Source organism: Pantoea sp. UBA5923 (assembly GCF_002431095.1).
GTDB classification, from domain to species: Bacteria; Pseudomonadota; Gammaproteobacteria; order Enterobacterales; family Enterobacteriaceae; genus Pantoea; species Pantoea piersonii.
Genome location: NZ_DJDN01000012.1, coordinates 1 through 923, shown reverse-complemented (window position 1 = coordinate 923; position 923 = coordinate 1). Strand labels below are relative to the sequence as shown.

Here is a 923-nt window from a genome sequence, read left to right as displayed (position 1 = left end):
GTCGACATACACTCAAAGCCTGAATGCCTAAGTCAAACGATAGGGGATTCAGGCCGCAGCCGACGCGCTGCCAGGGTGCAGAAAGAAATGCCTGCATCTCCCGTATTTGGAAAAGGTGTTCTGGTGTCACAATTTACTGATGCATTTGCACGTCGGTTTTATTACCTGCGTCTCTCGGTGACGGATGTCTGTAACTTCCGCTGCACCTACTGCCTGCCCGACGGCTATAAACCCCAGGGCGTGCGCAACAAAAGTTTCCTTTCGCTCGATGAGATTCGACGCGTCACGCGCGCTTTCGCCGCGGCCGGCACCGAAAAGGTGCGTCTGACCGGCGGCGAGCCGTCGCTGCGTCGCGATTTTACCGACATTATCGCCGCCGTACGTGAAAACGCTGCTGTTCGCCAGATCGCCGTGACCACTAACGGCTATCGGCTGGCGCGCGACGTCGCCGCCTGGCGCGATGCCGGTCTCACCGCGCTGAACGTCAGCGTAGACAGTCTCGACGCGCGCCAGTTCCACGCCATTACCGGTCAGGATAAGTTCCATCAGGTGATGGCGGGCATCGACGCCGCCTTCGAGGCTGGCTTTCAGCAGGTCAAAGTCAACAGTGTACTGATGCGCGACCTCAACAGCCGCAGCCTGGCAACCTTCCTCGACTGGATCCGCACCCGCCCGATTCAGCTACGATTTATCGAGCTGATGGAGACGGGCGAGGGCGGCGCGCTGTTCCGTCAGCAGCACGTCTCTGGCGCGGTGATCCGCGACCAGCTGATAGCGCAAGGCTGGCAGCGCCGCGAGCGCGGCCGCAGTGACGGACCGGCGCAGGTCTTTTATCATCCTGATTACGTCGGCGAGATCGGCCTGATTATGCCCTATTCGCGCGACTTCTGCGCCAGTTGCAACCGCCTGCGCGTTTCGGCACA

Annotated in this window: 1 protein-coding gene and 1 riboswitch; the gene reads left to right on the top strand. The window is 60.6% G+C overall.

Going from position 1 to position 923, the window contains the following annotated elements:
* Positions 1–133: riboswitch (molybdenum cofactor riboswitch) on the top strand.
* A partial coding sequence (gene moaA, locus B3797_RS02585; protein WP_311790335.1) for a GTP 3',8-cyclase MoaA occupies positions 121–923 on the top strand: 803 nt, incomplete at its 3' end. Its footprint overlaps the riboswitch before it by 13 nt.